The 23802-nt window shown below is 71.1% G+C and carries 16 protein-coding genes; 15 read left to right on the top strand and 1 reads right to left on the bottom strand.

What is annotated here, in order from left to right; translation table 11 throughout:
• Positions 1-18 precede the first annotated feature (18 nt).
• Positions 19-2097, bottom strand: coding sequence for a glycoside hydrolase family 97 protein (locus ACFXB5_RS03675; protein WP_385201986.1), 2079 nt, complete (start codon positions 2095-2097; stop codon positions 19-21).
• 823 nt (positions 2098-2920) lie between these two features.
• Here ACFXB5_RS03675 and ACFXB5_RS03670 point away from each other — a divergent pair.
• From ACFXB5_RS03670 to ACFXB5_RS03600, 15 genes are all read left to right on the top strand, one after another.
• Positions 2921-4399 carry a sugar transferase gene (locus ACFXB5_RS03670; protein WP_385201984.1) on the top strand — a complete coding sequence of 493 codons (1479 nt, stop codon included), beginning with the start codon at positions 2921-2923 and terminating at the stop codon, positions 4397-4399.
• Positions 4400-4469: 70 nt separating this feature from the next.
• Positions 4470-5795 carry a nucleotide sugar dehydrogenase gene (locus tag ACFXB5_RS03665; RefSeq protein ID WP_385201982.1) on the top strand — a complete coding sequence of 442 codons (1326 nt, stop codon included), beginning with the start codon at positions 4470-4472 and terminating at the stop codon, positions 5793-5795.
• On the top strand, positions 5785-7050 hold the full coding sequence (locus tag ACFXB5_RS03660) for a glycosyltransferase family 4 protein (RefSeq protein WP_385201980.1): 1266 nt from the start codon (positions 5785-5787) through the stop codon (positions 7048-7050). Before ACFXB5_RS03665 ends, ACFXB5_RS03660 begins: the two co-directional genes overlap by 11 nt.
• Positions 7047-8444: a Wzz/FepE/Etk N-terminal domain-containing protein gene (locus tag ACFXB5_RS03655; RefSeq protein ID WP_385201978.1), complete on the top strand. Its 1398-nt coding sequence runs from the start codon at positions 7047-7049 to the stop codon at positions 8442-8444. Before ACFXB5_RS03660 ends, ACFXB5_RS03655 begins: the two co-directional genes overlap by 4 nt.
• Positions 8441-9961 carry a Wzz/FepE/Etk N-terminal domain-containing protein gene (locus ACFXB5_RS03650; RefSeq protein ID WP_385201976.1) on the top strand — a complete coding sequence of 507 codons (1521 nt, stop codon included), beginning with the start codon at positions 8441-8443 and terminating at the stop codon, positions 9959-9961. The genes ACFXB5_RS03655 and ACFXB5_RS03650 overlap by 4 nt, the downstream gene beginning before the upstream one ends.
• 3 nt (positions 9962-9964) lie before the next feature.
• Positions 9965-11899 (top strand): asparagine synthase (glutamine-hydrolyzing), encoded by a 1935-nt coding sequence (gene asnB, locus ACFXB5_RS03645; protein ID WP_385201974.1) that lies wholly within the window; start codon positions 9965-9967, stop codon positions 11897-11899.
• 17 nt (positions 11900-11916) lie between these two features.
• On the top strand, positions 11917-14121 hold the full coding sequence (locus tag ACFXB5_RS03640) for a bi-domain-containing oxidoreductase (protein WP_385201972.1): 2205 nt from the start codon (positions 11917-11919) through the stop codon (positions 14119-14121).
• Positions 14118-16076, top strand: a complete 1959-nt coding sequence (locus ACFXB5_RS03635; RefSeq protein WP_385201970.1) for an alginate lyase family protein — start codon at positions 14118-14120, stop codon at positions 16074-16076. Before ACFXB5_RS03640 ends, ACFXB5_RS03635 begins: the two co-directional genes overlap by 4 nt.
• A 9-nt stretch (positions 16077-16085) precedes the next feature.
• Complete coding sequence (locus tag ACFXB5_RS03630; RefSeq protein WP_385201969.1) at positions 16086-17621, top strand: right-handed parallel beta-helix repeat-containing protein; 1536 nt, start codon at positions 16086-16088, stop codon at positions 17619-17621.
• A 1-nt stretch (position 17622) separates the two neighbouring features.
• Complete coding sequence (locus ACFXB5_RS03625) at positions 17623-18855, top strand: O-antigen ligase domain-containing protein (protein ID WP_385201967.1); 1233 nt, start codon at positions 17623-17625, stop codon at positions 18853-18855.
• Positions 18856-18857: 2 nt separating this feature from the next.
• Positions 18858-20066, top strand: a complete 1209-nt coding sequence (locus ACFXB5_RS03620) for a glycosyltransferase (protein WP_385201965.1) — start codon at positions 18858-18860, stop codon at positions 20064-20066.
• Positions 20063-21313, top strand: coding sequence for a class I SAM-dependent methyltransferase (locus ACFXB5_RS03615; protein ID WP_385201963.1), 1251 nt, complete (start codon positions 20063-20065; stop codon positions 21311-21313). The genes ACFXB5_RS03620 and ACFXB5_RS03615 overlap by 4 nt, the downstream gene beginning before the upstream one ends.
• On the top strand, positions 21310-22104 hold the full coding sequence (locus ACFXB5_RS03610) for a glucose-1-phosphate cytidylyltransferase (RefSeq protein ID WP_385201961.1): 795 nt from the start codon (positions 21310-21312) through the stop codon (positions 22102-22104). The genes ACFXB5_RS03615 and ACFXB5_RS03610 overlap by 4 nt, the downstream gene beginning before the upstream one ends.
• The gene (locus ACFXB5_RS03605; RefSeq protein ID WP_385201959.1) at positions 22101-22748 is read left to right on the top strand and encodes a PIG-L deacetylase family protein; all 648 of its coding nucleotides are present in this window, start codon (positions 22101-22103) and stop codon (positions 22746-22748) included. The genes ACFXB5_RS03610 and ACFXB5_RS03605 overlap by 4 nt, the downstream gene beginning before the upstream one ends.
• A 3-nt stretch (positions 22749-22751) precedes the next feature.
• The gene (locus tag ACFXB5_RS03600; protein WP_385201957.1) at positions 22752-23777 is read left to right on the top strand and encodes an NAD-dependent epimerase/dehydratase family protein; all 1026 of its coding nucleotides are present in this window, start codon (positions 22752-22754) and stop codon (positions 23775-23777) included.
• The last annotated feature ends 25 nt before the right edge of the window (positions 23778-23802 follow it).

The raw sequence follows: 23802 nt of genomic DNA, 5'->3' as shown, positions 1-23802 counted from the left end.
GCACGGCACACGCGACGGTCAGGAGCGCGCGCGGCGGAAGCGGATCGCGGTGCCTCCACCGGCGACGAGTTTCAGCCGCAGTACGGTGGACGCTCGTACCGTCTCGGTCCGGACGTCGATCGGCAGTGGATTGTCGTGCCAGCTGGCGTCCGCGGCGTCGCCGTAGATCTCGGCTCTGTACCGGCCCCGTCCCAGGAACCTCAGCGGCAGCCTCAGCGTCCGGTCGTGCTCATCGGTGATGGCGCCGAGATACCAGGTGTCGCCCTTGCGGCGGGCGACCACCGTGTAGTCGCCGATCACGCAGTCCAGGAAGCGGGTCTCGTCCCAGCTGGCCGGCATGTCCTTGAGGTAGGCGAATCCAGGGTGGGAGTGGTAGTTCTCCGGGGTGTCGGCCAGCATCTGCAGCGGGCTGAAGAACACCGAGTACAGCGCGAGCTGTGTGGCCGAGGTCGTCTGTACGCGGGTGCCGAGTCCGGCCGGGTCCCAGGTCACGTTGAGTACGCCCGGGGTGTAGTCGGCCGGCCCGCCCATGAACCTGGTGAAGGGGAGGATCGTGGCCTGCTCCGGCGGGTTGCCGAGCCGGCCCATGTAGTGGTGCTGCTCCATGCCGGCGACGCCCTCGCCGGTCATCATGTTCGGGTAGGTGCGCGCCAGCCCGGTCGGCTTGATTGCCTCATGCGCGATGATCATGATCTGGTGGCGGGCCGCCGTCTCGACGACACGCTGGTAGTGACGCACCGCTTCCTGGTCGAAGTGGCTGCGGTTCACCCCGCCCAGCACGAACTTGGTGGCGTAGCCGGTCTTGACCGAGTGGATGCCCAGTTCCGCGTATCGCGCGAAGATGGTTTCCAGATGCCGCTCGTAGTAGTCGACGAAGCCACGGGTCTCGTTGTGCGCGGTGAACCCGACCCCGTTGGCCCGTGCGTAACGCAGCACCTCGGCCAGGTCGAAGTCGGCCCGCGGCGTGAGGAAGTCCTGGCCGGCCCAGTCGCCGCCGGCGTTGGTGTTCCAGCCCTCGGCGAGTACGGAGCTCGCGCCGGCCTCCCTGGCGAGGTCGATATAGCGTTTGACCCGCTCGGTCGTGGCGCCGTGACGCGGTCCCTCGGTCCAGGTCGTGTGCCGCCGCTGCAGTTCCCACCAGACACCGACGTACGTACCGGGTGAGATCCACGACGTGTCCGTGAGCGCGCATGGCTCGTTGAGGTTCTCGATCAGATGCGATTCGGCGAGATCGCCGGGCCGGCCGCCGATGACCAGCGTGCGCCATGGGGTGGAGAATTCGCCTCTCAGGTGGGCCTTCGCGCCGTCGGGAAGGCTGATCAGCTCGCTGGTGAAGGTGCCGGGCCGGTTACCGTCGGCGGCGAGGGTCATGCTCGGATAGTCGATCAGCGCCGCCTCGTGCACCACGATGTACTCACCGCCCTGGGTGGCCAGCGACAGCGGGGTCTGGGCGGTTTTCACGTCCGCCAGCGGGGCCCGCCGGTAGTGCCGTTCATCGGCGTTCCAGTCCGTACCCGCCGCCAGCGACCAACTCGTCGCGGTCGGCGGCAAGGAGAACTCGGTCCTCTCGGCGGTCACGGTGTAGTGGTCGAGCCCGGCTTGGGCCGGCAGGCGGTAGCGGAAGCCGACGCCGTCGTCGAAGACCCGGACGATCAGGTCCAGCCGTAGCCCGGTCGCCGGTTGCACGGTCCGCAGTACGCACTCCCGTGCATGGTTGCGGACGAGCGCGTCGGGCCCCCATACCGGCCGCCATTTCTCGTCCACGGTTCCGCGCCGCACGGATTCCAGCACCAGTCCGCCGGTGAGCGAGGGCCGGTCGGCCAGGTCGAGTCCCAGCCCGGAGGAGGACACCAGGACCCTTCCGTCTCGTGCGACTTGGTAGCGCAGCCGTCCGTCCGTCACCCGCACGGTCATCCGCAGCCGGCCGTTCGGCGAGGCGATCGTGACGTGGCCGGGCGGCACGGTGGAGGCGGTGGCGGGTGCGGCGGACGCGGTGGCGGGTGCGGCGGAGGCGGTGGCGGGTGCGGCGAGCGCCCCGGTGAGTACCGCGCCGGCGGTGGCGCCGACGACGGCACGGCGGCTGGGGACATTGGCCATGTCACGCTCCATCAAGGGTGGTTGGCGGCAGACCTGGACGGTGCCCCCGCTCCGGAGCCGGCCGGTCGGGCGTGGGACGAGCCGTGGGCGTTGTCACGTTGTTGCAACGTTGTAACAAGCGCTTTCTACGGACGTCAACCCTTCGGCGGACAGCAGCGACTCGCGCAGAGGCGCCGAGACCCACACCACGACCACCCCGACCGGCACCACAGCCGGCTGTGCAGAAGTCGCCCTGAAATCGCCCCTCGTGCGACCCGGCGCCGGCAGCCCGGAGAACGCCCGTCATCACAGGTCACACGGCATGTCTCCGCCCTCAAACCCCCCGCAGGCAGTCACCGCTCGGTGGATCCGGCTTCAAACTTTGAGCACATATTGCACACAACTCTTCTTCAGACGGGCCCCGGTGTTCTAGATTGACCCGTGCTTCATTTGTTTGGACACGAGCGACAAATAATGATCTACAGGTCCGGCGCTACGGGCAGCCAGCAGGCGTGTCCCCGGCGCCGGACGTGGGGTTGATCAATTCTCGGAGCCCGGGAAGGGCCTTGGGTGTGGGGAGCACCCGAGGTTTCGACGGGTTCCGCGCACCTCGAAAGTCTGGCAGGACATGCGAGTCCGCTCCCATGTGCGTGGAGTGTCCAAGTAGCGCTGCAATATCCGGGATGTCATCCGCCGGGGGGCGGGGAGCTCCCGAGGGGAGGAACAGCGCGGCGCGGGAGGCGGGGGCCTCCCGAGGGGAGGACAGTGCGGGGGGCGGGGGCCTCCCGGGGGGAGGAACAGTGTTAGGCGAACACGTCGAACCACTGGGGACCTGGGGGGTTCCGTGCGGCGAGGGGGATTAGCCAGCCCGTTTCCGTCAGAGCGCGGGCATCTGGCGAACAGGGCAATCGGTCGGCCCGCGCACGACTGGGAGCAGCGGTACCGCCGTACCGTGATCACCAGCGATACCGTGGCCACCGCCTGCGTGGTGGCGGCCATCGGCAACTTCTTCGGGGCCCGGGACGCGGCCAACTGGCACGAGAAATGGGGAATTCTCGCATTCGGCACCGAACTGCTGGTGCTGGGAACTCTTGCGGTGAGCCGGTCATGGGCTCCGGCCGTGCTCGGCCAGGGTGCCGAGGAATTCCGTCGGCTCGGACGCTCACTGTTCACGGCGACCGTCGTCCTGGCGCTCGGCGGGATCGCCCTGACCTCGCGCAACATCAAGCTCTGGATCTTCGTCGCGATCCCCGCGATCGCGCTCATCACCATGACCGCGCGCTATGTGCTCCGCCTCTGGCTGCACAAACAGCGCAAGGAAGGACGGTGTCTGAGACCGGTGCTCGCTGCCGGGAGCCCGGCCACCGTGCGCGACCTGATCACCCGGACCCGCAAGTTCCCGCACCTCGGCTGGCGGGTGGAGGCGGTGTGCACGACGGACGGTCGTGGGCTCGACGGCGACCGAGTGGACGGAGTGCCGGTCGTCGGCGGGCTGGGGGACGTCGCCAAGCACGTCCGTCACGACGGCTACCGTGTCGTCGCGGTCACACCGGACCCGCACTGGTCACCGGACCGGCTGCAGCGGCTGGCCTGGAACCTCGAGGGCAGCGATGCCGAGATGGTCGTGGCCCCCGTGCTGATGGAGGTGGCCGGCCCGCGGCTGCACGTCGACGCGGTGCTCGGGATCCCGCTGCTGCGGGTCAGTATGCCGGCCTTCACCGGGGGCCGCCGGGCGATCAAAGGGGTCGTCGACCGGGTGGGCGCGGCGGTCCTGCTGGTGCTGTTCGCGCCGCTGATGGTGCTCGTCGGGCTGCTTGTGCTGGTGGACAGTCGGGGTGGGGCGTTCTACCGCCAGCGCAGGGTGGGCAAGGACGGCCGCGAGTTCACCATTGTCAAGTTCCGCACCATGGTCACCGGGGCCCACGGGGCACGTGCGGAGCTGGCCGACCGCAACGAGGGCGCGGGCCTGCTGTTCAAACTCCGCCGGGATCCGCGGGTGACCCGGGTGGGAGCAGTGCTGCGCCGGTACTCGCTCGACGAGCTCCCGCAGCTCTTCAACGTGCTCACCGGATCGATGTCGCTCGTCGGACCGCGGCCTCCGCTACCGGAGGAGTCCGCGGCGTACGGCCCGGACATCCGGCGGCGGCTGCTGGTCAAGCCCGGGCTCACCGGTCTGTGGCAGATCAGCGGACGCAGCGACCTGCCGTGGGAGGAGGCGGTCCGCCTCGACCTGCGGTACGTGGAGGACTGGTCGCTCGCCCTGGACACGGTGATCTTGTGGAAGACGCTGCGTGCGGTGCTCCACGGGCAGGGGGCCTACTGATGCGCGGGGGTCGTCCGACCGGCGCGCGGACCGCAGGCCGCAGGGGCCTGCCTGGGGGGAGAGACGGGTCATGAGAGTCAGCGTTTTCGGGCTCGGCTACGTGGGCTGCGTGTCGGCCGCGTGCCTGGCGAGCCTGGGTCACGAGGTCATCGGGGTGGACGTCAACCAGGTGAAGGTCGACCTGGTCAACGACGGCAAGGCCCCGGTGGTCGAGGAGCGGATCGGCGAGCTCATCGCCGAGGTCGTGCGGACCGGGGCGTTACGCGCCACCGGCGACGTCCGCGAGGCGATCAAGAACAGCGAGGTGTCGCTGGTCTGCGTGGGCACGCCGTCGGAGCCCAACGGCAGCCTGTGCACCACGTATCTGGAGCGGGTCACCGAGCAGATCGGCGCCGCGCTGGCCGAGGGGGCCAAACAGGGAGGCCGGCAGACCATCGTGTTCCGCAGCACCATGCTCCCGGGCACCTGCCTGAACCTGCTGGTGCCGATCCTGGAGAAGAACGTCGGCGGCACGGCCGGGGTGGACTTCGGGGTCGCGGTCAACCCGGAGTTCCTGCGCGAGGGCACCAGCGTGCGGGACTTCTTCGACCCGCCCAAGACCGTCATCGGCGAGCTCGACCCGGCGAGCGGCGACGCGGTGATGGCGCTGTACGACGGCCTGCCCGGCGAGGTGTTCCGGGTGCCGGTCCCGACGGCCGAGGCGATCAAATACGCGGACAACGCGTTCCACGGCCTCAAGATCGGCTTCGCGAACGAGCTGGGCGCGGTGTGCCAGGCGCTCGGGGTGGACTCGCACCAGGTGATGGACGTGTTCCTGGCCGACCGCAAGCTGAACATCAGCCCCGCCTACTTGCGGCCCGGCTTCGCCTTCGGTGGCTCCTGCCTGCCCAAGGACCTGCGCAGCCTGGTCCACGCGGCGCAGCGGGCCGACGTCTCGGTGCCCATCCTCGCCCATGTACTGCCCTCCAACTCCGAACATCTGCAACGCGCGGTGGACCTGGTCGAGCGCACCGGCAAGCGCCGGATAGGCATGTTCGGGCTGTCCTTCAAACCCGGCACCGACGACCTCCGCGAGAGCCCGCTCGTCGAGCTGGCGGAGCGGCTCTTCGGCAAGGGTTACGACCTGCGGATCTACGACGCCAATGTGAACCTCTCCCGGCTGATCGGCGCGAACCGCGAGTACATCGAGAACCGGCTGCCGCACCTCGCGCAGCTGCTCACGGACTCCGTCGGCAAGGTGCTCGAGCACGCCGAGGTGTGCCTGGTCGGGACCAGGGATCCGGCCGTGCTGTCGGCGCTGCCCCAGGGCGACGGCCCGGTACTTGTCGACCTCATCCGCCTTCCCGACGCCGAGGCGCGCCGGGCCGAACCGGGGTACATGGGCCTTGCTTGGTAATGCGATCAGCGGTGACGGGACGGGCCGGCGCGCGCTGATCCTGGTGGAGAACCTGTCGGTGCCGTTCGACCGGCGGGTGTGGCAGGAGTGCACGACGCTGCGCGACGCGGGCTGGGAGGTGCACGTCATCTGCCCCCGGGGGAGCAAGCGGGACACGGAGCCGGAGGCGGTGATCGACGGGGTGCGGATCCACCGCTACCCGTTGCGCGCGGCCACCGGCGGACCGGCCGGCTATCTGCGGGAGTACGGATCGGCGCTGTGGCACACGGCCCGGCTGGCCCGCAAGGTCGGCCCGGTCGACGTGGTCCACGCCTGCAACCCGCCCGACCTGCTGTTCCTGCCGGCGCTGTGGCTGAAGCGGCGCGGCGCGCGGTTCGTCTTCGACCAGCACGACCTGGTACCCGAGCTGTATCTCTCCCGGTTCGACCGCGGTGAGGATCTGCTCTACCGCGCCGTGTGCGCGCTGGAACGGCGGACCTACCGGGCCGCGGACATCGTGCTCGCCACGAACGAGAGCTACCGGGACGTCGCACTGCGCCGTGGCGGCCGGCGGCCGGAGGACGTGTTCGTGGTGCGCAGCGCGCCCGCGATCGAGCGGTTCCAACCGGTGCCGCCCGAACCGGAGTTGAAGCACGGCAAGCCCCATCTGCTGTGCTACCTCGGCGTCATGGGCCCCCAGGACGGCGTCGACTACGCCCTGCGGGCCCTCGCGAAGCTGCGCGACGAGATCGGGCGGACCGACTGGTATGCGGTGTTCGTCGGCGCCGGCGACGCCTTCGACGCGATGGTGGAGCTGTCCCGGCGGCTCGGGCTCTCCGAGCAGGTGCGGTTCACCGGACGCGTCCCGGACGCCGACCTGGTGCGCTACCTGTCCACCGCGGACGTGTGCCTCTCCCCCGACCCGCGCAATCCGCTCAACGACGTGTCGACCATGAACAAGGTCCTGGAGTACATGGCGATGGGCCGGCCGATCGTCTCGTTCGACCTGAAGGAGGCGCGCGTCTCCGCCGGTGACGCCGCCGTCTACGCGCCCGCCAACGACGAGGCCGAATTCGCGGGGCTCATCGCTCTGCTCCTCGACGATCCGGAGAAGCGGGCCCAGATGGGCAAGCTCGGCCAGGAGCGGATCGGCGGGCCGCTCTCCTGGCGGAACTCGCAAGCGTCGCTGCTCGCCGCCTATGCCGCTGCCTGCCGTGACCACGCTCCGGTGTCGGCGGGCGGCCCGGACCGGGCGCGGAGGAGGCCGCGCCGTTGAACGATGACACGATACGCCTGGTCACGATCGGGCGGATTATCCGTCGGCGCTGGCGGCTTCTCACCGTCCTCGCCGTGGTGGGGGCGCTCGTCGGCTACGGCACCTCTCTGCTGTTTCCGCCGCGCTACACGACGTCGGCGTCGGTACTGCTGCCGGGGGCGTGGGAGGAGCGCGAGCTGCTGACCCAGGCGGAGATCGCGACCAGTTCGGTGGTGGTCGACCGCGCGGCCGCCACGCTCGGCTGGGCCGGGGTCAGCGGCAGCGAGCTGCGGGACCGGGTGAGCGCCAAGGCCGCCGACGGGAACATCATCAAGATCTCGGGTACGGCCGACACCCCGGAGCGCGCGCAGCACCTCTCCGACCAGGTGGCCCAGCAGTTCGTCGCCTTCGCCGCGCGGCTCGCGGGCGATGACACCGAGTCCGCGGCGTCGACCGGGCCCGAGGCACTGCGGAAGTTGGTGGTGCAGACCAGCCGCCGCATCACCGAGCTGGCCGATGCGGCCGATCCGGGGCAGACCGTGGAGAGCGTGCAGGGCCGCACCGAGCTCGAGAAGCTGCGCATCGGGCTGCAGGAGGCCGTGAAAAAGCTGGACGAGGCCGACCCGGTGACCAACAAGTCCAACATGGTCGTCATGGGGCAGGCGGCCCGGCCGGCCGGCGAGGCACCGCCGACGAGGACGCAGCTCATCGTCGCCGGAGCGCTGCTGTTCTTCCTGCTCGCGGTCATCGGCCATCTCACCGCCGCGCGGATGAGTCGCCGGCTGCGCACCGAACCGGAGATCGCCGCGGCGCTGGGCTCGGCGCTGCTGGGTACCGTCGACGTACCCGGTGAACGGCCCGCACACCGGCCGGAAGGCAGCGGCCCGCGGGCCCGGTTCCGTCGGCTGCTCGGCCTCGACATCCGGTGGGACATACCGACGCCGCGGGCGTCCGGCGACGAGGCCGGCAGGCTGATCCGCTACCGGCGGGTGTGCGCCCGCCTCCGGGACCGGCTGCCGGCCCCCCGGCGGCTGCTGGTGGTCGTACCCGAAGGCGACGAGATCGCCCGCCGGGCCGCCGAGCAGCTCGTCGCCGAGTCCAAGGGCGATCCTTCCCCAACCTCTTCGGGCAGCGGATACCCCGTGCTGCGGGTGGTGGAAGTTTCGGTGTCCCAGCCGCTGGTGCCGGACCGCGGCACCGAGTCCGGTGCCCTGGTCGTGCTCAGCGCGGGCAGCTGGACGGCGGCGGAGCTCGCCGGCATCGCCGAGGCGTGTGCGGACGGCAAGCACGAGGTCGTCGGCATCGTCGTCGCCGGCGCGGTCCGGGCCCGTCCGAAGCGGTCCGCCGGCCACCCTCCGGATGACGCCGCTCCGGCGCTCGCGGTTCGCGGCCACGCGGCGGGAGGTGCGGGGTGACGACGAGCACGACTTCGGAGTCGTCGGCAGCCGCTCCGCTGTTCGATCTGCAGGCGCTGGTGGTGGCGGTGCGCAGGCGCCGCCGCCTCTGGGGCTCCATGGCTCTGCTGGGGCTGCTGGTCGGCGCGGCGATGGCGGTCCTGATGCCGCCACCGCCGACCGCGGTGACCAAAGTGCTGGTCGCGCATCAGGAGGACCAGCCGAACGACACCGGAACGCTGATCCGCACCGATGTCGCGCTGCTGGGGACCTCGCGGATCGCCGACAAGGCCCTGCGGTCCCTCAAGTCCCCGGAAAAACCGGAAGACTTCATGCGGGACTACCGGGGTACCGGCTTGACCAACAACCTGCTGCAGATCGATGTGACAGGTGCCAGCGACGCGGAAGCGGTGGCCCGGGCCAAGGCGCTGGCCGACGCGTTCGTCGCGGACCATGTGAGGCGGATGCGGGAGACCGCGAAAGCCGAGTCCAAGGCCCTGCTCGACCAGCGTGACCGCGTACGGGACGAACTCACCAAGGTCAACAAGGCGATCGGAGACCGATCGCCGGGCAGCGACCCGGAAGCGTCGGCGAACACCGAGTCGCTCTTCGCCCGCCGGGCCGAGCTCAACTCGCGGATCGCCGATTTCGACCAGCGCGCCGCGGAGGCCCGCACCGGTACGCCCCGGATCATCGCCGGCACGCAGATCGTGGACGCCCCTCGCGTGGTGCGGCAGTCCCTGCCCAGGGCCGCCGCCACCAACGCCGCGATCGGGCTCGTCCTCGGGCTCGCCCTCGGGCTCGCGGTGGCCGCGGTCGGCACGGTGGTGGCGGACCGCCCGGTGCTGCGCCGGGAGATCGCGGCGAACCTGGGTGCCTCGGTCATCGCGGAGCTGCCCCGCCGGTCGGGGAAACCGTGGCAGCGCCGACGGACCCGTGCGGCGCGTGAACGCCTCACCACGACCCTTTCCCGCACCGTGCGCGGCTCCGCGGAACCGGTGTCGCTGCTGGAACTGGGCTGTGCGCGCAGCACGAGCGTGATCGCCCTGGACCTCGCCAGGGCACTGGGGGCAGAGGGGCAAGTGGTGATCGTCGATGGTCTGCCCGGCCCGCAGCTGGCGAGCCGCCGCCCGAAGCCAGGAGACCCGACCGTGGTCAGTGGCGAGCATGGCGCGGCCATGTCGCGTCAGGAGCGCCGGTTCGGCGTCGGCTCGGTCGCGCCCGGCACCGCGTGGACCGACCTCCAGTACCTCGGTACCCAGACCGTGCTCGTCGTGCGTGCCGGGCACGGCAGCGCCGCCTGGCTGCACACCGTGGCGCGGCAGCTCGCGGACCAGCGCATTCCGGTGATCGGGGTGGTGCTGATCGACCCCGATCCGCGTGACCGGACCGACGGCACGCTGTGGGACGGGCTGCACATCGCGCTGCGAGGCCAGAGCGAGCGGTTGGCCCGTCGAAACGAGATGGGCCAACTACGGACGGAGCGAGCGCCGATGTGGGCCGCGCGAGTCCCGGACAGCGACCAGGAGGCACGGTAGGACATGTGCGGCATCGCAGGCACGTACCGATGGCCGGACGGGAAGGTCGTGACCGACCGGCTCACCGATACCCTCGCCCACCGCGGTCCGGACGGGACGGGCCGGTACAGCCACCCCGTCGGCGACGGCGAAGTGCACCTCGGGCACCGCCGGCTCGCCATCATCGACCTGTCCGGGACCGGCGCCCAGCCGATGGTCTCGGGCGGCCTCGTCCTGACGTACAACGGCGAGCTGTACAACGCGCCCGAGCTGCGCGCCGAACTGGCGGCCGCCGGGGTCCGCTTCCGCGGCACCTCCGACACCGAGGTGCTGCTGGAGGCCTGGCGTCGCTGGGGCACGGGCTGCCTGCCCCGGCTGCGCGGCATGTTCGCGTTCGGGATCTTCGACGAGCGAACCGGTGACCTGGTGCTCGCCCGCGACCAGCTCGGCATCAAGCCGCTGTTCCTGCTCCGGCGCGGCGGGGGCCTGGTGTTCGCCTCCGAGCTCAAGGCGCTCGCCGCCGTGACCGGCGGGTCGCTGGAGGTGGACCATGCGGCGCTGGTGGCCTCGCTGCTGTACTACTGGGTGCCGGATTCGCGCTGCGCGTTCCGCGAAGCGGAGAAGCTGCCGCCCGGGAGCTGGCTGAGGTGCCGACCCGACGGCCGGGTGGAGCGCGGCCGGTTCTGGAACCTGAAGGACGTCGCCGCCGAGGGCCGGGAGCGGGCCCAAAGCGGCGAGCAGCCGGACCTTGCCGCCATCGTCGAGGAGTCGACTCGGCAGCATCTGCTCTCCGACGTGCCCGTGGCGACCTTCCTCTCCGGCGGTCTTGACTCCAGCTATCTGACCGCGCTGGCGGCCCGCCACCAACCCGGGATCTCCGCGTACACGATCGGATTCCGCGCCGAGGACGCCAGGTTCGAGGCCATGCCGGACGACCTGCGCTACGCCCGCCAGGTCGCCGAGCGGTTCGGCGTCGACCTGCATGAGATCGAGATCGCTCCGAACGTGCTCGACCTGCTGCCGCAGATGACGTACCACCTGGACGAGCCGATCGGCGACCCCGCCGCGATCAACACGTTCCTGATCTGCTCGGCCGCCCGGGAGGCCGGGGTCAAGGTGATGCTCTCGGGGATGGGTGCCGACGAGCTGTTCGCCGGTTACCGCAAGCACCTGGCCAACCTGATCGCGCTGCGCTACCAGCGCGTCCCGCGGCCCCTGCGGCGCGGGGTGTCCAGGGCCGTGGACCGGCTGCCGGTGGCCACGGCGCGCCGGGGGTACCGGTCGGTGCGCTTCGCGAAGCGGTTCCTCTCCTTCGCCGATCTGCCGGAGGAGACCGCGTTCCGGCGCAGCTACACCATGTACGACCGGGACGAGCTGCTCGCGTTGATCGATCCGGACCTGGTCGGCACGGTCGAGGACGTGCTGACCGAGCATGCGGATGTCTACCAGGACAACGACCTCGACGACTTCGTCAACCGCATGTGCCTGGGCGACGCCCGGATGTTCCTGCCGGGCCTGAACCTCACGTACACGGACCGGTCGAGCATGGCCGCGTCGACCGAGGTGCGGGTGCCGTATGTGGACGTCGAGGTGGTCAAGGCCGCGTTCGCCGTGCCCGGTGACCGCAAGATCGTCGGACGGCAGGGGAAGGCCGTCCTCAAGGAGGCGGCCACCTCGATCCTGCCCCGGGAGATCGTGTACCGGCCCAAGGGCCTGTTCAGCGCCCCGTTGCGGGCCTGGATGAGCCGGGATCTGGCACCGCTGGTGCGCGAGGTGGTGGACGACGGCGTGCTCGTCCGTTCCGGGTTCCTGCGCCGCGACGCGCTGGCGCGGATGGTCGCCGAGGACGCCGCCGGGCAGCGGGACTTCTCCAAGCATCTGTGGCATGTGCTGACCCTCGAGTACTGGTACCGCGGCGCGACCTCCGGGTCCGGCCAGAACTCTCCCTTGACGGCGTAGAGACAAGAGGACTTCGGGTGAAACAGGTTGTGCAGAACTACAAGAGCGGCGAGCTGGCGCTGCTCGACGTGCCGGTGCCGGGGTGCAAGCCGGGGGGTGTGCTGGTCCGCAGCGCCTACTCGCTGATATCCACCGGGACCGAGCTCATGAAGGTGTCCGAGGCCGGCATGTCGATGCTGGGCAAGGCCCGCTCCCGGCCCGATCAGGTGGCCAAGGTCGTACAGAGCGTGGCCACCAACGGGGTGGGCGCCACCTACCGCAAGGTGATGGGCAAGCTGGACTCCTACACGCCGCTCGGCTACTCGCTGTGCGGGGTGGTCGAGCAGGTCGGCGCCGGGATCGACGATGTGAAGGTCGGCGACCTCGTGGCCTGCGCCGGCAACGAGCACGCGCTGCACGCCGAGCTGAACTGGGTGCCGAAGAACCTCTACGCCCGGGTGCCGGACGGCCTCGAGCCGCGGCACGCGGCCTTCGGCACCGTCGGGTCGATCGCGTTGCAGGGCGTCCGCCAGGGCGAGTCACGGCTCGGCGAAGTGGCGCTGGTCATCGGCCTCGGGCTGATCGGGCAGCTGGTGGTGCAGCTGCTCGCCGCCTCGGGAGTCCGCGTCGTCGGGGCCGACCCCGACCCGGTGCGCTGCGAGCTCGCCGAGCGCCTGGGCGCGGCGGCCTGCGGGGATCCCGCGTCCGCGGCCGTGGAAGCCGCCGTCGCCGAGCTCACCGGCGGTCACGGCGTGGACCAGGTGTATCTGGCCGCCGGTGGCGGCAGTAACCAGCCCGTCGAGCTGGCCGCCCGACTGAGCCGGGACCGCGGCCGGGTCGTCGACATCGGCAAGTGCCGCCTGGACCTGCCGTGGAACGCGTACTACGAGAAGGAGCTCGACGTCCGGTTCTCCCGCAGCTACGGCCCCGGGCGCTACGACCCGGAGTACGAGCTCGAGGGGCGGGACTACCCGATCGGCTACGTGCGCTGGACCGAGCGCCGCAACCTGGCGTGTTTCCTCGATCTCCTCGCCCGCGGCGGTGTCGACGTGGAGCCCCTGGTCTCCCACATCGCCGACTTCGACGACGCCGTCGAGACGTACCGGCGCCTGAAGGACGGCGACCTGAAGGCCGTGGCGGTGCTGTTCCGGTATCCCGGCCACCCCGACCACGCCGTGGAAACGGGGGCCCCGGCGGTGGCCGTGCCCGCGGTGCGACACGGCGGCGGAGTGTCCACTCCGGCCCGGTACGCCAATGCGTCGGTGCGGCTGGCGTTCGTCGGCGCGGGAAACTACGCGACGTCGATGCTGCTGCCGCATCTGGAACGGCGCGAGGGCGTCGAGTTGGCCACGGTCGTCACCACTACGGCGCTGTCCGCGGCCAACGCGAAGCGGAAGTTCGGCTTCGCCGAGGCGACCACCGATCTCGACGCCGTGCTCGGCGACCCGTCCATCGACGCGGTGTTCGTGGTCACCCGGCACAGCTCACACGCCGAACTGACCATGAGGGCGCTGCGGGCCGGCAAGGCGGTGTTCGTGGAGAAGCCCCTGGCCCTCACCGAGGACGAGCTGGCCGGCGTGCTCACGGCGGTGGAGGAATCCGGCAACGACCGGCTGCAGGTGGGCTTCAACCGCCGGTTCACGCCGCTGCTGCAGGAGGCCCGGAAGCGGTTCGGCGCCCGGACCGGTCCGGCGAGCCTCCGCTACCTGGTCAACGCGGGCCGGCTCGACCACGGCAGCTGGTACCTCCAACAGGGCACCGAGGGCTCGCGGTTCGCCGGCGAGGGCGGGCACTTCATCGACACGGCGAGCTGGCTGCTCGATACCGATCCGGTGTCGGTGTACGCGGTCGCCACGTCCGGCAACGAGGACCTGCAGATCGTGCTGCGCTACCCGGACGGGTCCACCGCCACCATCAGCTACGTCACCACCGGCTCGCCGGGCTTCCCCAAGGAGACGCTGGACCTGATCGCGGACGGCAAGGTGCTGCGGCTCGACGACTTCGTCCGTGCCTCGCTGTTTGTCGACAGGGGGGTCGGCCGCGACCGGTGGGTCAGTTCGCGGCTGCCCAAGGCCCGGGACAAGGGTCAGTCCGCCGAGCTGGCCGCGTTCATCAAGGCCGTGCGGACCGGCGGGCCGATGCCGGTGCCGCTGGAGTCGCTGGTCGCCACCACGGCGGCCACCCTCGCCGTGCAGGCCGGCCTGGCCGCCGGTGCGCCGGTGACGTTGGCGAGGGCGCGATGAACATGAGCGCGGGCTGGTACCTGCGGCGGCTGTCCCGGATGGGACCGCGGGAGGTCGGCGGCCGGGTGGGCGACGCGGTGCGCAGGCGGCGGTGGCGGTCGGCGCGGCCGGACTGCCCGGGCGTGACCGGCGCCCGGTTCACCGCGGTACTGCCCGCGGGGACGATCGCCGCGGTGCCACCGGACGCCGCTAAACGTCTCATCGCCGAGGCGGACCGGCTGATGGCCGGGCACGCCGAGTACTTCGGGGTGGACCGCGACGACCTGGCCGACCCGGACTGGTGGTACGACCCGAAGACCGGGCGCCGGGCCCCGTGGGGCTACGCCTTCGACGTGCCGTACCGCGACGAGGAGGCGGTCGGGGACATCAAGCAGATCTGGGAGCCGTCCCGGCATCAGTACCTCACCGTGCTCGCCGCCGCCTACGCGATCACCGGGAACGAGCGGTACGCCGAGCGAGTGGCCGAGCACCTGCGGTCGTGGTGGACGGCCAACGCACCGCTGCGCGGAGTGCACTGGACCAGCGGCATCGAGCTGGGGATCCGGCTGCTGTCCTGGGTGTGGATCCGCCGACTGCTCGACGGCTGGCCGGGCGTGGCCGGGCTGTTCGAGGGCAACCCGGTGGCGCTGAACCAGATCTGGCACCACCAGCGCTGGCTGGCCGCCTTCCCCAGCCGGGGGTCCTCGGCGAACAACCACGTCATCGCCGAGGCCGCCGGGCAGCTCGCCGCGGCCTGCGCCTTCGGCTGGTTCCCCTCCTCGGGGCGCTGGCGGGCCGACGCGCTGCGGTCGCTGGAGCGGCAGCTGCGAAGCAACACCTTCGGCTCCGGCCTCAACCGCGAGCTGGCCACCGAGTATCACGGACTGGTGCTGGAGCTCGGCCTGGCCGCGGTGGCCGAGGCGGATGCCGCCGGTGTGCCGGTCCCCGCGTCGATCCGGCTGGTGCTGCTGCGGATGACCGACGCGCTCGCGGCCATCGTGGACAGCCGGCTACGGCCGCCGCGCCAGGGGGACGCCGACGACGGGCACGGTCTGGTCGTGGACGGCGCGGGCACCGACCGCTGGGCCTCGCTGCTGGCCACCGGGGACGCCGTGTTCGGCCGGCTCCCCTGGTGGCCGGTGGTGACCGGCACCGATGTGCGCACCCCACTGCTGGCCGCGCTCATCCGGCCGTACGCGAAGGACGGCACCGCACCGGCCGCGCCCCGCCCGGCGAGCCGCCCGGCGCACTTCGCCGACGCGGGGATGACCATCCTGCGCGGACCCGGAGAGATCTGGTGCCGCTGCGACGGTGGTCCGCACGGCTTCCTGTCCATCGCCGCGCATGCTCACGCGGACGCGCTGTCCGTGGAGGTCCGGCACGACGGGGTCGATGTGCTCGCCGACCCGGGAACGTACTGCTACCACGGGCAGCCCGAGTGGCGGCAGTACTTCCGGTCGACCCTCGGCCACAACACCCTGCAGCTGGACGGCGGTGACCAGTCCGTCTCCGGCGGCCCGTTCCTGTGGACCCGGCATGCCCGCAGCCGGGTCCTGGCTGCGGACACATCGGGCGGGGGCGTGGCCCGCTGGTGTGCCGAGCACGACGGCTACCAGGGCTCCGTGCACCGCCGCCGGGTGGAACTGACGCCCGCGGCCGAGGAGCTGAGGGTGGTTGACGAGGTGCGCGGCCCGCGCCGGGACGTGCGCCTGGCGTTCCACCTCGGCCCGGCGATCGCCGCGGACCTGGTGGACAACCGGGCGGTGCTCACCTGGAACCGGGACGGCGAGGACCGCTCCGCGGTGCTCGACCTGCCCGGACAGCTGTCCTGGCGGGCACATCGCGGCGCGACCGGACCGCCGCTGGGCTGGTACTCCGCCGGCTTCGGGCGCAAGGAACCCACCACCACACTGGTCGGCACCGGCTTCGCCGACGGCGCGCGGGGGTTCACCACCGTACTCAGGTTCCGCGGCTAGGGGGTACGTGTGGTGATCAAGTGGCGGAACTGGGCGTTACCGGTGGCGGCGGCGACGCTCGTCCTGCTGGCGGTGACCGGCTGTGAGAGCACGCCGGGCGCCCCGGCGGCGGAGCCGACCGCCGGGCCGTCCATGTCCGCGGCCCGGTCCGTGGCTCGGGCGTGCGCCAAGCCCGCGGCCGGGCCGGCGAAGGCACCGGCGGGCGCGGTGACGGTCGACCCCGCGGTGGTCGGTGACCTGGCGGCGAAGACCAAGAGCAACCCCCCGAACACCACGTTCTGGCTTCGACCGGGCAAGCACAGGCTCGACCCGGACCGCTATGCCCAGGTCATCCCCAAGAAGGGGAACCGCTACCTCGGCGCGCCGGGCGCGGTGCTCGACGGCCGGAAGAAGAACCAGTACGCGTTCGGCGGCACCGCCCGCGACGTCACCATCCGCCATCTGACCGTGCAACGTTTCGTGGCGCCGCCGGACGAGGGCGTGGTCAACCATGACTCGGCCGACGGGTGGGTGATCGAGCACGCGACGATCCAGGACAACTCCGGCGCCGGGCTGATGGCCGGTGCCCGCCAGCGAGTCCGCGCCAGCTGCCTGCGCGACAACGGCCAGTACGGCATGAACGCGTACAAGGCCAAAGGCCGTATCAGCGGCCTGGTGGTCGAGGGCAACGAGATCGTGGGCAACAACACCGGCGACTGGGAGCGGCGGCGAGAGGGCTGCGGCTGCACCGGAGGCGTCAAGTTCTGGGCCGTCAACGGCGCCGACGTACGCGGCAACTGGGTGCACGACAACCGTGGAACCGGGTTGTGGGCGGACACCAACAACAACGACTTCCGCATCGAGAACAATGTGCTCGAGGACAACGACGGTGCCGCGCTGATCTACGAGACCAGCTACAACGCGGTCATCCGGAAGAACACGATCCGGCGGAACAACTGGGTCGAGGGCCGCAGGGAAGCCGACCGCGGCGACAACTTCCCCTACGCGACCGTCTACTTGTCCGAGTCCGGCGGCGAACCACGGATCAAAGCCCGCACCGACAAGATCGAGATCTACCGGAACGTGCTGGAGAACAACTGGTCCGGGATCACCCTGTGGGAAAACGCCGACCGGTTCTGCAACAGCCCGGCCAACACCTCGTCCGGTAACTGCACCTTGCTGGTCCGGCACACCGACAGCTGCGCGAAGCCGGCGATCGCCAAGCCACCGCTCTACGCCGACTGCCGGTGGAAGACCCAGCGGGTGGACATCCACGACAACCGCTTCGTGCTGGACACGTCCGTCGTCAAGTGCACGGTGAAGTGCGACCGGATGGCGGTGCTGGCCAACTACGGCACCTATCCGGACTGGTCGCCGTACCAGGGCGAAGGGGTGGCCGAGGAGATCACCCACAAACAGCACAACCGCTGGCACGACAACGTGTACCTCGGACCGTGGCAATTCGTCGCCCATGACCCGAGCCGGGTGCTCGAATTCGGGCAGTGGCAGGGCACGCCGTACCAGCAGGACGCGGGCAGCACCCTCCGCGCACAGGACGGTGGTTGAGATGGGCGAGGGTCACACACCGAAGGTCGTCGGGACGGTCTGGGGGCTGCTGGTCCTCAACACGCTCGGCTCCGCCGGGGCGAAGACCATCGTCCCGCTGCCCCGCTCCCTCATCCAGATGGTCACCATGGGCGCGCTGGTCGCCGCGTTCGCGCTGGCGCTCGCGGTCAATCTCCGGCTGCGCATCCGGGCCAGTGCGTACGTGTCCCTGCTCACCCTGCTGCTGGTGACGAGCGTGATCTCAAGCGCGCATCTGGAGTCCGGGTTCGGCGCGCTGTTCCGCTGCACCCGGCTGGCGCTCTTCGTCGGCACACTGTGGCTGCTCAGCCGCTGGTGGGACGGCAGCCTGACGTTCGTCCGGCACCACATCCGGATGTACTTCGCGGTGCTCGGGTCGGTGGCCGCCGGCCTGGTCGTCGCACCGGGCGCGGCCCTGCCCGACCTCTACGGCGGGCGGCTGGTCGGCGCGTTGTGGCCGCTCACCCCGCCGCAGATCGGGCAGTACGCCGCGGTGATCATCGGGCTCACCGCGCTGCTCGTACTGGGCCGCCGGATCGACAGGGCCGGCGCGGCGCTGGTCATCGTGCCGTCACTGGTCCTGCTCGCGCTGACCCATACCCGGACGGCCACGCTCGGCCTGTTCCTCGGCCTGGCGTTGGCGATCGGCTCGCTCCTCCTCACCAGCGCCGCGGCCCGCCGCTTCTTCACCTGGGCGGTGCTGTGCGCCACGGTGGCCGCGGTGGGGTTCGCCTCCGTGCTCCAGGCCTGGTTCCTGCGCGGACAGAGCAAGGAGAACTTCTCCAGCCTCACCGGTCGGGCCAAGGTCTGGGACGCCCTGCTGGCCGCGCCCCGGACGACCGGGGAGAAGTTGTTCGGCGTGGGCCTGGGCGACAAGTCGTTCGGCGGGCTGCCGATCGACAACAGCTGGCTGGCCGTCTACAACGAGCAGGGTCTGGTCGGCGTCACCTTTGTCGCGGCGATCATCATCGTGCTGGGCGGCGTCGCGTTGCTGCGGCCACCGTCGCTGCAGAGGGCCTGCGCGATCTTTCTGATCAGCTACTGCGCGATCGCGTCGTACACCGAGGCCGGTCTTGGCGACGCCTCGCCGTATCTGCTGCATCTGGCCCTGGCCGCCTCGCTGTTGGCGGCACCCGCCGCGGCCGCTCCGCTCGCCACGCCCGAACTCCCTCGACGACACATTCCGCGCTGGGCCCGGAGATCGGAGGTTCCTTGAGCATGCACGTCCTGGTAGTGCACAACCGCTACGCCTCGGCGCAGCCGAGCGGGGAGAACAAGGTCGTCGACCAGGAGGTGGCGCTGCTGCGCGCGGCCGGTCATCGGGTCGAGGTGTTCGAGCGGCGCAGCGACGACATCGCCGACCGGTCCTTGCCGGGCAAGGCCGCGGTGCCGCTCCTCGTGCCGTGGAACCCGGCCGTTCGCAAGGAACTCGCCGCCCGGCTGCGCGCCGAGCGGCCGGACGTGGTCCACGTCCACAACGTCTTCCCGCTCCTGTCCCCCGCGGTGCTCGCCGCCTGCGCCGACGCCGGTGTGCCCGCCGTCGCCACGCTGCACAACTACACCCAGGTCTGCCCGCCCGGAACGCTCCAGCGGGACGGCCGGCCGTGCGCCGAGTGCGTCGGCTCCGCGCCACTGCCCGCCGTCCGGCACGGCTGCTACCGGAGCTCCCGGCTGGCCACGGTGCCGCTCGCGGTCAGCCTGTCGGTCAACCGGCGGCGGTGGTGGTCCGGCGTGGAGCGGTTCTTCTGCATCTCCGCGGCGCAGCGCGAGGTCCTGGTGCGGGCCGGCATGCCGGCCGAGCGGCTGGCGGTGAAGCACAACTTCGTGCCCGACCCGGACGCCCGCCGAGTAGGCGCCGGCGAGCATCTGCTCTTTCTCGGCCGGCTCGCGGAGGCCAAGGGCGTACGGCTGCTCATGGCCGCGTGGGACGAGATCGCGGCGAGCGGTGGGGTGGGCGTACCGCTGGTGATCGCCGGCGCGGGGCCGCTGGAGCGAGAGGTGACCGCCTGGGCGGCGGGCCGGGACGACGTGGCTTTCGTCGGCCTGTTGGACCCGGCGGAGTGCCGGAAGGCCATCGCGGAATCGGTCGCCGTGGTGGCTCCCTCGACGTGGCTGGAGGCGTTCGGCCTGGTGGTCGTGGAGGCGATGGCGGCCGGGGTCCCGACCGTCGCCGCCGGTCACGGCGCCTTCGTCGAGCTGGTCGAGGACGGCGTGACCGGGCTGCTGCACCGGCCGGGCGAGCCCGCCTCGCTCGCGTCCCGCATACGCCGGATCGCGGCCGAGCCGGACCGCAACCGGGAGATGGGCCAGGCGGCCCGGCTCCGTTACGAACAGGGTTTCAGCCCGGCTGTCGGGCTGGAGCGCCTGGTGGAGGGGTACCGCACCGCGATCGCGGGTCGGATGGAATCAATGGGGGGCAGTAAATGACACGATGCCGACTCTGCGGCTCGGCGACGCTGGCGAGCGTCGTCGATCTCGGGGCGACACCACCCTGCGAGAGCTTTCTCGCCGCGGACCAACTGGACCAGCCGGAGCCCGCGTACCCGCTGCACCTGCGGGTCTGCACCGACTGCTGGCTGGCGCAGATCCCGCCGCTGATCACGCCGGAGGAGACGTTCAAGGAGTACGCGTACTTCTCCTCGTACTCGACCTCCTGGGTGGAGCACGCGCGCACGTTCGTCGCCGACGCCGTGGAGCGTCTTGCTCTCGGCCCGGACGCCTTCGTGGTCGAGGTCGCGAGCAACGACGGGTATCTGCTGAGGCATGTGGTGGACCGGGGGATCCGCTGCCTCGGCATCGAGCCGTCGGTGAACGTCGGCGCCGCGGCGCGGGACGCGGGTGTGCCCACGGTCACGGAGTTCCTGGACCCGGCCACCGGCTCGGCCGTCCGCGCCGAGCACGGCCCGGCGGACCTGGTCGTGGCCAACAACGTGTACGCGCACATCCCCGACGTGGTCGGGTTCACCCGGGGGCTGCGCGCCCTGGTCGCCGACGACGGCTGGGTCTCCATCGAGGTGCAGCACCTGCTGACCCTGATCGAGGAGAACCAGTACGACACGATCTACCACGAGCACTTCCAGTACTACACGGTCGCGTCCGCGATCCGGGCTCTTGCGAGCGGCGGACTCGCGCTCGTGGACGTCGAGCTGCTGCCCACCCACGGCGGTTCCATCCGGCTGTGGGCCCGGCCGGCCGAAGTGGCCGGCGAGCCGACCGCGCAGGTGGCCGACGTACTGGCCCGGGAGAAGGCCGCCGGGCTGCAGGAGCTCTCCGGGTACACCGAGTTCTCCGCCCGGGTGGCCAAGGTGCGCCGGGATCTGCTGCGGTTCCTCATCGAGGCGGCCGAGCGCGGTGAGACGGTCGTCGGCTACGGCGCCCCGGGCAAGGGCAACACGCTGCTCAACCACTGCGGTATCCGGCCCGACCTGCTCTCGTACACGGTCGACCGCAACCCCTACAAGCACGGCAGGTTCACTCCGGGCACCCGCATCCCGATCCTGCCGCCCGAGCGGATCGCCGCCGACAAGCCGGACTATGTGCTCGTCCTCCCGTGGAATCTGCGGGCCGAGCTGGTCGAGCAGCTGTCCTTCGTGCACGAGTGGGGCGGCCGGCTGGTCTTTCCCATCCCGGAACTGAGCATTGTCGAGGTCGCGTCTCGAAAGGTCACAGCATGAAGGTCGTTCTGTTCTGCGGCGGTTACGGGATGCGGATGCGGAGCGGTGCCGCGGACGACGTGCCCAAGCCGATGGCGATGGTCGGTCCCAGGCCGCTGATCTGGCATGTCATGCGCTACTACGCGCACTTCGGGCACACGGAGTTCATCCTGTGCCTCGGCTACGGCGCCCACCACATCAAGGACTTCTTCCTCAACTACGAGGAGACGACGTCCAACGACTTCGTGCTGCGCGGCGGGCGGACCGAGCTGCTGTCCACCGACATCTCGGACTGGACGATCACGTTCGCGCAGACCGGCGTCGAGTCGCCGATCGGGGAGCGGCTGCGCCGGGTGCGGCACCATCTGGACGGCGACGAGATGTTCCTCGCCAACTACGCCGACGTCCTCACCGATGCCCCGCTGCCGGAGATGATCGACCGGTTCGCCCGGCGCGACGCCGGTGCGTCGATGATGGTGGTGCCGCCGCAGTCCTCGTTCCACTGCGTGGACCTGGGCGATGACGGCCTGGTGGGAGGCATCACCGCGGTGAGCGAACTGCCACTGTGGGAGAACGGCGGCTACTTCGTGCTCCGCCAGGAGGTCTTCGACCACATCCCGGAGAACGGGGACCTGGTCGCCGACGGATGCGCCCAACTGGCCAAGCGCGGCCGGCTGGTGGCGCATCAGCACCGCGGCTTCTGGAAGCCGACCGACACCGTGAAGGAGCGGGCCGCGCTCGACGCCGCCTACGCCCGGGGCGACCGCCCGTGGGCCGTGTGGGAGCACGACAACACCGGGGTGCGCGCGTGATCCGGCTCGGGGCCGGGTCCCTGGACACGATCGTCGCCGTGGGCGCGCACTGCGACGACATCGCCATCGGCGCCGGTGGCACGCTGCTCGCCCTGTGCCTCGCGCGGCCCGGCCTCCGGGTCGACGCGCTGGTGCTCTCCGGCGGTGGCGGCGAACGCGAGCAGGAGGAGCGGGCCGCGCTCGCCGCCTTCTGTCCGGACGCCGACCTGCGGCTGACCGTGCTCAAACTGCCGGACGGCCGTATGCCCGTGCACTGGGACGAGGCCAAGGCCGCCGTCGAGGAACTGCGCGGACGGACCGAGCCGGATCTGATCCTGGCGCCGCGCACCGATGACGCGCACCAGGATCACCGCGGCCTGGCGAAGCTGATACCCACCGCCTTCCGCGACCACCTCGTGCTCGGCTACGAGATCGTCAAGTGGGACGGCGACCTCGGCCGACCGGCGGCGTACCAGCCGCTGACGCCGGAGATCGCCGAACGGAAGGTGCGGCTGCTGCAGGAGCACTACCCCTCGCAGCGGCACCGGCCCTGGTACGACCGGGAGGCCTTCCTCGGCCTCGCGCGGATCCGCGGCATCGAATGCCACGAGCGATACGCCGAAGCGTTCGCCGTCACCAAACTCACGCTCAACCTGGGGGGTTGAACCTTGCGCGTACTGCTGACCGGACACCAGGGCTATCTGGGAACCGTGATGGCCCCGGTCCTCGTGGCCGCCGGGCATCAGGTCGTCGGCCTCGACGCCGGCCTGTTCGCCGACTGCGTCCTCGGCCCGGCGCCCGCGGACCCGACAGGGCATCGGGTGGACCTGCGCGACGTCACGGCCGAACACGTGGCCGGGGTCGATGCCGTGATCCACCTGGCCGCGCTCTCCAACGACCCGCTGGGATCGCTGGCGCCGGAGCTCACCTACGACATCAACCACCACGCGTCCGTACGCCTTGCCCGGCTGGCCCGCGACGCCGGAGTGCGGCGCTTCCTGTACGCGTCGACCTGCTCGGTCTACGGCGCCGCCGGCGGCGACGGCCTGGTGACCGAGGACGCCCCGCTGCACCCGGTGACGCCGTACGCGGAGTCCAAGGTGCGGGTGGAGGACGACCTGCACGCGCTGGCCGACGGCGACTTCAGCCCGGTGTTCATGCGCAACGCCACCGCCTTCGGCTACTCGCCCCGGCTGCGCGCCGACATCGTGCTGAACAACCTGGTGGGCCACGCGCTCCTGTCCGGCGAGGTGCTGGTGCTCTCCGACGGCACCCCCTGGCGCCCGCTGGTGCACGCCGCCGACATCGCACAGGCCTTCACGGCCGCGCTGACCGCGCCGCGGGAAGCGGTGCACGACCGGGCGTTCAACATCGGCAGCGAGAACAACAACGTCACGGTCGCCGAGATCGCCGGACAGGTCGCCGAGGCGGTGTCCGGCGCGAAGGTGGTGATCACCGGGGAGACCGGTGCCGATCCGCGGTCGTACCGGGTGGACTTCTCCCGGTTCCGCGCCGCGGTGCCCGGCTTCGACTGCGAGTGGACGGTGAAGCAGGGCGCGCTCGAACTCGCCGACGCCTACCGGCAACACGGGCTGACCCGGGAGGACTTCGAGCAGCGCTTCACCCGCCTCGCCGTGCTGCGCGCGGCGTCCGACGCCGGCACCGTCGACGACACCCTGCGGTGGCGCCGGTGACCACGGCCCGCGAACAGCCCACGAC

The organism is Streptomyces sp. NPDC059455 (assembly GCF_042750115.1).
In the GTDB taxonomy this organism is placed as follows: domain Bacteria; phylum Actinomycetota; class Actinomycetes; order Streptomycetales; family Streptomycetaceae; genus Streptomyces; species Streptomyces endocoffeicus.
This window is presented reverse-complemented; position numbering and strand designations above follow the sequence as displayed.